The 7,955-nt window shown below is 62.6% G+C and carries 7 protein-coding genes; all 7 read left to right on the top strand.

Annotated elements, in window-relative coordinates; translation table 11 throughout:
- Window positions 1-260: 260 nt before the first annotated feature.
- The 7 genes from HOP12_07545 (at window position 261) to HOP12_07515 (ending at window position 7,796) form a co-directional block, all read left to right on the top strand.
- Window positions 261-1,091 carry a hypothetical protein gene (locus tag HOP12_07545; GenBank protein ID NOT34007.1) on the top strand — a complete coding sequence of 277 codons (831 nt, stop codon included), beginning with the start codon at window positions 261-263 and terminating at the stop codon, window positions 1,089-1,091.
- A 546-nt stretch (window positions 1,092-1,637) separates the two neighbouring features.
- Window positions 1,638-1,898 (top strand): hypothetical protein, encoded by a 261-nt coding sequence (locus HOP12_07540; protein ID NOT34006.1) that lies wholly within the window; start codon window positions 1,638-1,640, stop codon window positions 1,896-1,898.
- Between the two features lie 361 nt (window positions 1,899-2,259).
- Window positions 2,260-2,442, top strand: coding sequence for a DUF1508 domain-containing protein (locus tag HOP12_07535; protein NOT34005.1), 183 nt, complete (start codon window positions 2,260-2,262; stop codon window positions 2,440-2,442).
- Between the two features lie 179 nt (window positions 2,443-2,621).
- Window positions 2,622-4,244 (top strand): TIR domain-containing protein, encoded by a 1,623-nt coding sequence (locus HOP12_07530; GenBank protein ID NOT34004.1) that lies wholly within the window; start codon window positions 2,622-2,624, stop codon window positions 4,242-4,244.
- Between the two features lie 1,012 nt (window positions 4,245-5,256).
- Window positions 5,257-6,126, top strand: a complete 870-nt coding sequence (locus HOP12_07525; GenBank protein ID NOT34003.1) for a hypothetical protein — start codon at window positions 5,257-5,259, stop codon at window positions 6,124-6,126.
- Window positions 6,127-6,399: 273 nt separating this feature from the next.
- On the top strand, window positions 6,400-7,044 hold the full coding sequence (locus tag HOP12_07520) for a tyrosine-type recombinase/integrase (GenBank protein ID NOT34002.1): 645 nt from the start codon (window positions 6,400-6,402) through the stop codon (window positions 7,042-7,044).
- A gap of 191 nt (window positions 7,045-7,235) precedes the next feature.
- Window positions 7,236-7,796, top strand: a complete 561-nt coding sequence (locus tag HOP12_07515; GenBank protein NOT34001.1) for a hypothetical protein — start codon at window positions 7,236-7,238, stop codon at window positions 7,794-7,796.
- Window positions 7,797-7,955 lie beyond the last annotated feature (159 nt).

Here is a 7,955-nt window from a genome sequence, read left to right as displayed (position 1 = left end):
CGCACGGTGTCGTGATAGAGTCGCGCACGCGAAGACCTCCGTTGTCGGCAGAAAGCTCCCTGAACAAGTGCTTTCTACCACATGGAGGTCTTTGTCTTTCCTACCCTTCACGAATACACCGGGCTAGGCCCACTGCGAGTGAACGGCCGCACGTGCGAATCCGTGCGGCCGGATGTTCGCAAGAAGACCCAGCGTGACAGCGGCCGATGCATCTGACTTCGTCCGAGGCGCAAGGTTCGGCGGGACGTGGAGGTTTGGGAATGCGGAACCTTGGATCGCAGCGGTGGCGACGCGCCTCAGTCATCGCTCTCGGGTTGCTCGTCGCGCTAGCGGCGAGCCCCGCCACCGCTGAGCCCTTCGATCCTGGCTGTGTACTTCCGTTCGACGCGATCAAGGTCGAGCACCCCATCGACGGCACTTGCGGTCGAGAGGGGGACGCGAGCACGGCCAAGAAGAAGGCGCAGAACCTCGCCAAGAGTAATTTCTGCGCGCCGTCCCCGGCCGCGCGCGTCACGCTGGTCAGTTTTCAAAGACTGCAGAACAAGGTCACCCAGCTCGGCATTCCGTTCGGATCGGCCAGCGCGATGCCGACCGATCGCGCGGTTCTTCGGGACATCTATACGACCACCGACGGCATGACGATTGGCGAAGGTAGCCGCGTCGTCTACGTCGGCTTCATCGTCAAGGCGAAGGCGGCCGGGAAAGAGTCGTGCAACTGCAGCGAGACGGGCGTCGAGAACACCGACATTCACGTCAGCCTCGGCCGCACGCACGCCGAGCCCAAGTGCAAGACGATCACCGCCGAGATTAGCCCGCACTTTCGGCCCGATCTCTGGACGGTCGGCGCACTCAATCAGATCGAGAGCCACCCAGTACGGATCAGCGGGCACCTCTTCTTCGACTCAGTCCACAAGCTCTGTAACGGCACCGAGCCGATCGCGGGGCAGCCGGCGCGTGTGAGCCTCTGGGAGATCCACCCGGTCTACAGCTGCGAGGTATGCGTGAACACCTCGATCAGCGGCTGTCCCTGGGACGATGACTCGAAGTGGCGGGCGATTGGGGACGTGGTCGAGGAAGAGGCGGAGGAGTAGACGCACGGCTGCCGGGAGAGCGCTCGCGCGGCGAACTCGCGTGCGCCCCTGATCCTCATCGGCCGGACTGTTTGCGCTGTGCTCGTCTTGGCCGATTGAGTGCTTCCGGTCCCCCCAGCAGATTCGAAGCCTCGCGTCTCCCACCGCAGCGACTCGAGTGCGAGGAACACCTCCATCGGCGCGCCAAGACTCGTCAAGGTCGCCACGGCTGGGGAGCGTCGCGCTTCAGGTATGGGAGCTTGATGGATGAGCCACCCGGACGAGATGCCGCAGCCGGTCGCAACCTGGGAGCCCAAGGGGCCCTGGACGCGTCACCACTGGTCTCCGGGGGCAGAGCCAGCGGTCCTCATCGGTTCTAGTATAATGTTGCCATACAATCAGTTGGCAGTCCTATTTGCGAGTCCGCTCCGGCCTCCAATCCGCCTTGAACACGAATGGCAGTCCACGCGCCTGGAGGCGCTCTACCGTCGGTAATTGCGAACTGAAGCTGCCAGGTGCTTTTAGATCTTGCCAGATGGAATCTGATGGCTCTAGGATGCGGCCCGCATGAAGGACCAAGATCCCGATATCGCTCTGACCGACGCAGTTCCCGGCGAGACGAAGCACGAGAGGTTCGTGCGCATCGCTGAGCGTCGGACCCAGCAGGTGCTGGAGAAGCTCCGCATTCTAGGGAACTGCTCCAACCGCGGGATCTACGAGTTCAGTGACGATGAAATCGAGCGAGTATTTCGCGCGATTCTGCGCCAGGTGGATATCACTCGGGCGCAGTTCGAGGATCGTGCGAAGCGAATCGAGTTCAAGCTATAGCGCGTCCGCATGGTCGCGCGGACGTTCAAGAGGGGTGACGTGCGCGATGTTCGCGCGCGGTCATTGCAGACGTGAAGCGTTCGGCGGATCGCTGAGGATGAGGCGGCCCGGGCCACCAAGGGCGCAGTAGTAGGTTGCTCGAAGCGTGGCAGCACCCACGAGAGCCAGCCGGACGGCGGTGACGAAAGCGATGAGGAGCCCCTGTGGCCTTCCTGGGCCGGGGCTCCTCATTGTTTTGAGCAGCGTGCCTTGTTCGGAGCGCGTTGACTGTGATCGACGCTCGCAACAGTCCGACGCCGAGCCGGCGCTGGGCGCCCGATGCTCCTCGGGGCTTCTTCGGCTAGGAGGGAGGAGAAACAAGATGTCGTTCGAGATTTACGTCGATCGCTCGAATCAGTGGCGGTGGCGCATGTTCGCCAACAACAACCGGATCATCGGTGACAGTGGCGAGGCGTACCACAATCGCACCGATTGCGAAGCGATGGTTGACTGGATCAAGAGGAACGCCCTGACTGCTCAGGTCCGTGTGAAGATGACGAGCTAGCCAGGGCGCGCGGACTCGGGGTGTCGACGTGTCAGCGTCGGCGCCCCACCGCAAATCGGAAGGAGCGTTCGTATGGAGCGTACCAGAGGTGAAAAGCGGCCTCCAGTCTTGGGCGCGCCGTCGCGTTCGCATGGGAGCCAGCGTACCCCGAAGCTCGGACGGAGCCCGCGGTAGGAACCATGGCCAGAATCACGATCGCTAGCGTCTCCGAGTCCGAACCACTCGCGGCTACCATCTGGCTGGGACTGGACCAGATGCCGCTGACGCGCGACATGTCCTGCACAAACACTTCGTGGGAACCGACACCGACGCCAGCGGCAGTTCTGGTGGCTCACACGAAGGCGGCGGAGGCGTCCCCGACATGGCGCGAGCGACTGTCGTGGCTCCTCGGTCGCCTGACCGGCACACCCGTCTGGATTTTCAGCGCCGCGGAGGATGCCGCTCACGGAACCCTTCGCTGTTCGGGACTTGAGCACCTGGTCATCTGTTCCGATCGCACTTCGGACATTTCTGAGTTCGTTCGCACGGTGGCGCAGTCGTACGACGACTCCGAGCTGCTCGGTCGCGCGCTCACTGGCGCTGGCGCCGGGGCGGTGCTCACCAGGGCCAGTGGAGCGGGCACGCTTATCGGCGGCATCATTGGCCTTGTCTCGGCCGACAACTCCGGCCTTCGACCGGCTGGCCTACCCTTCGCGTGCTGGAGCTGTGGCGCGCGCTACCGACTCCACCTACTTGCGCGGCCGAGTGCACTTAAGTGCTTTCAATGTGGGCAGCGCTACGAGTTGCCGGCGGCTTCCGTGGTCCCGACCAAGGGCGCAGTTCCAAGCGCGAGCCTGACTCAGCTTCGGCCGACTCCTCGCAGACGCAAACGGGTACTTCGACGATCGCGCATCACAACGACGGAGCCAACAGTGACGACGTCAAATTACGACGTAGCGCTCTCATTCGCAGGCGAACAGCGCGCCTACGTACAACGCGTCGCGGAATCACTGCGCGCGGGAGGCGCAAGCGTGTTTTTCGACGAGTTCGAAGCAGTCGCGTTGTGGGGCCACGATCTCGCCGTGCGTTTCGATACGGTCTATCGCTCTAGCGCCCGATTCGTCGTGCCGTTTGTGTCGGCGGCCTATGCGAGCAAGGCTTGGCCTCAGCACGAATTTCGGAGCGCGCTGGCCACCGCGGTGCAATCCGTCGAGCCCTACATATTGCCGGTTCGATTCGACCAGACCGAGTTACCCGGCCTTCGCCCTACGATCCACTATCTCGATGGCGTCAAGCTGACTCCCGACGAAGTGGCAAGAGCGATCCTTCAGCGGCTGACGGGCGAGACGGCGTCGGCGCCACTTCCCTCCGAGGTATCGCCGCGACTGCGCGCCTTGCCGCCGTCGGACTTCAATCCATACGCTGAGACCGAAGTGGCGGTTCGGTTACTGAGATCCGGCCTCGAGCGACGGACGGCAGAACTCGAGGGCCGTGGCTTCGGCGTGCACACGCAGGATCGAAATGGCCGCTTTATGCTGCGGATCATGCGGTCGGGAGCGTCGGTCTACGGCCTCGACGTTTGGATCGGTGGAGATTGGGGCGACAACACCATCTGTTTCTCGATTGGGGCCTCCCGGATGAGCTCAAACGGCGTGAATGCCACCGGGACCGTCGAGTGGGATCGTGAGCGCGGCTTGCCCCTCATTGTCCTGCACAACATGAGCCTGCTTCCAAACTTGGGCGACACGTATCGGCTCACCGGTGATGAACTCGCCGAGGCAATTTGGAACGAGATCTGTAACCGATTCGAGCGCGGCTTCTAGCTGAATTCACAGGAGGTGTTCCATTGGAGGGGGGAAGAGCCAGGAGCGCGCATCCAGGACACTGGCCGCTTGCATGCGGCGAGTGTGGATTGGACGTCTTCCGTGAGCGAAACGTGAATGAAGGGCCAAACTTTCGCCTGTATGTCAACGACACGGGTCGACTCTTCGGCGAGGTTCCTGACGGCTCCCTTCGCGAAGTCGAGGCCCCGATAGTGTGTGTCGGCTGCGAAGAGCGCGAAACTGGCGGGCCAGCGTGAGCGCCCCGTCGGCAAGAGCAACCGCGGAGCCACGAGCCGAAACGGACGAGGAAGGAAGGGCCTGCCCGCGACTCGAGATTGAATACCGCCGGCTTCGGCGTCCCGCCTACCGCATCCGGCATGCGGAGTTCTGCCTGGTGGAGGAACACGTGCATGTCGAAGCACTCGCGCTACGCGAGGACCAGTCTGCAAGCGCAATCGCGCGAGGCCTTCGCTTCGTAATTCGGTCCGAAGCAGTCAAAGAGCCGCCAAGCAACCCATACACCAGACGTTTCGAGTCGCCGCCGCCAGAGCTTCCGAACTCTTGGCTCGACCCGGTTCGCGAAGGGCCAGGGTATCAGTCGAGTACCGAGGTATTTGTCGACCTAGCACAGATTGAAGCTCTGAACGCCGGGGTTGCTTCACTTCTCGAGACTGGAGCGCGCTGGAGGCGCGAAGCACTATGGAGTGAGTACGAAATGACGTTCGCTTGGACCGATTGCATTGTCCTTGGCGTAATCCAGCGTCAGCAAATCCCGGCAGCCTATTTTCAGTCGCGTGCGTATCCGCCGATGTACGTGACCATATCGCCGTCTCGGCTGTTCTCGTTTCGCGATTGGCTCACTCGTGTGAATGCCGAGCTACCGTCGCAGTGACGCGATTTCTGGGGTCGGGCTGGGGCTGCGGAATTCCGCGAGATGTTCCTGACCGGTTCAATCCCGGCATGAGCATTAGGTTCGAAACCTGTCGAGGGAGGTCGTGTGTCGGATAGTGGCGTGTTCTCGTCCCCGCAACAGCAGGAACACTTTCTGAGTCTCAACCAGCAGTGGGGGGACCGGTATCGAGTCTTCTACGGACTGCCGTTCGGCAACATCTTCGATCTCGCGGGTGTGGAGGACGTGGCCTTTGGCTCGGCCCTGTCCAGTGCGACGGTGCCGTACACACTCTGCGATGAGAGTGGCAATGCCGTCTTGTGCGTCGATTTCGATGAGCTCGGAGACGGCGTCAACGTCGGCGACCACTACCAGCCGGTCCTGCCAACCAGCGCACCGTGGAGTCGACTTATTCGGCTCAAACTTGTGGTAGCCAAGTCTTCAGGCACGCCGTATCTGGTGGTCGGGTCACGATATTTCGAATCGCTTTCCAGGGGAACGAAGAGCTCGATCCTGGACGCAGTCATTGGTGAGGTCATGGCGCGGCGCGCAACGCGTGCACGGCTCGAGGCATTCGACCCGGAGGAAATCGGGCTCTCGGTGGAGGAGTTTCAAAGCCTCACCGAGGATGAGCGACAGGAGCGCGTGCAAGACTGGGTAATCGGTGTCGAAGTGGAGGCTGACTTTGAGCATAGCCCGATCCACGCGCGCATCGCGGAACTTGAAATGGAGACTAACCACCCGGCGCATGGATCCGAGGGACTCTTCGATCCGCCGCTACCCGAAGGATCGATCGACGAGCGCTTGGCGGCAATGGCGTCCGCAGAGCGGGAGGGTGCTCGTGTCTGGGTCGAGACACAGTCCGGTGAGCGGATTGAGCGAGTCGTGTGGTTGCCTCGCTTCGAGCTGCCGAACTACTACGGCCCGACGCTGGCGAAGGAGATCGCCCTTCTGCTCGCCCTCGAACAGCTGGTGGGCCGACAGCCTCGGTAGCTGGAAATGAGTTGGCGTCTTGGGCTTGATCTCTCTCACGGCTCCTGTATTCTTCAACAGTGCGCCTTCTAGCAGAAGCGCGCACTCCCAAGCTCCGCGGCACATTTCCCCCTGAATTCTGCTGCGTCTGAGCCGGCCCGCAAGCCAGTGGATGGCTTCGTGGCCGCCCTGCCCAACTAGACCTCCCGCCGAATCTCGCGTCCTCGGCGCCCACTGCGCGTTTCTGCTAGTACGCGCAGTGGCGGGGCCGTCGAGCAATTCACCACGCTCCCCTTGTCCATTCTTCCGCACCCTCATCAACTCCCGCCTAGGTATCTCACGCAGCCCGAAGTCGAGCGCTTCTTCGCGGTGATCGCGAATCCCCGCGACCGCGCGCTCTTCACCCTCATGTATCACCACGGGCTCCGAGTCGGCGAAGTCCTCCTGCTACGGCGAGCGGACGTGGACCTAGGTCGTGGTCGGCTTCTTGTTCGGCGCCTCAAGGGCGGCGTTTGGAGTGAGCAGATCCTCTTCGCCGGCACGGCCGCGCTCTTGCGCGCGCATACGACCCAAACCTTCGGCACGCCGGACGAGCCGCTGTTCGTCGGCCGCGCGGGGCCGCTCCAGCGTCGGCAGATTCAGCTCCGCTTCGTCCGCTATCGCGATCTCGCCCAGCTACCGAGACACATCACCACGCATTCACTCCGCCACTCAATCGCCACGCATCTGCTCGATGCCGGAGCGTCACTGGAGTTCGTCCAGGACCACCTGGGTCATCGGAACATCCGCTCGACCGCGATCTACGCCCGCATCACCGACCGCCATCGCGAAGCGCTGTTCAAGAAGCTCGAGCGTTCGCCGTGGATCGTTCAACCCGCGCGACCCATCTCGCCTTCCTCCGCCCCACCAACTGCCCCCGCAGAAGGAGCAACGCTATGACTCCGAAGCGGCACTTTTCGCGACTGCTGATGCCACTCTCCGCTTTCCTTCTCGTCTCCATCGCCTTCGGCTGTGGAGGCGGAAGTGACGGTCCGACTGCACCACCTGGCGGTGGGGGCGGAGGCAATCACGCGCCAACGGTCAACCTCAACATCAGCCAAACCGTCTTCAACCCTGGTCAGACCGCTCAGTTGACGGCTACGCCCGCGGATCCTGACGGCGACCAACTGACCCTCAGCTGGCGGGCCAAGTACGGCACCGTCAACTCGAGTGGGCCGACTGCGACGACGGCCACCTACGTCGCCACGTCGGGGTGGGGCCGTGACACGATCTTCGTGACCGTGAGCGACGGTCACGGTGGGAGCGCCGAAGGAACCGCCGGTGTGTACATCCGCAATCTCAACACGCCCACGATCGCGCTCTTTCCGGTCGCGCCGACCAATCCAAACTGCCCAGGGTTCGCACTCCAAGTGACGCCTACTGAGGACCTCCTGGTCACCGCATTCCACATCTGGCCGGGTGGGGCAAGTTCTGGGTGTGGCTACGATCCAAACTACGCGCCGCCACTTCTCCTGCGCGCCGGAGTACCGTATGTCTTTCGCGATGTGTCCTGCATCTATCCCGAGTGTTCGGGCGACCCGGTCGGTTACTACACGATCGTCATCAACGGCCGACGACCCGATCCGGATGGTGGGACGTACGCGTTCAGCTGTGTGACCTGGCGGACGTCGAATCCAACGGCCTGCCAATAGCCTCGGAAACGTCCACGGCGATGATGTTCACTGCAGCGTTTTGTTCGCGCTAGCGTTGGTTGGAGGTGGCTCCGTCGAGCTGCTACGAGGGCGGAAAATTTTTTCATTGCCTTGACGGTGATCACGGGCGCATGGTGGCCAGCAGCGAAACGAGCATCG

This window comes from Candidatus Eisenbacteria bacterium (assembly GCA_013140805.1).
Classification (GTDB): domain Bacteria; phylum Eisenbacteria; class RBG-16-71-46; order RBG-16-71-46; family RBG-16-71-46; genus JABFRW01.
The sequence above is the reverse complement of the archived record's forward strand: the minus strand, read 5'-3'. Positions and strand labels throughout refer to the sequence as shown.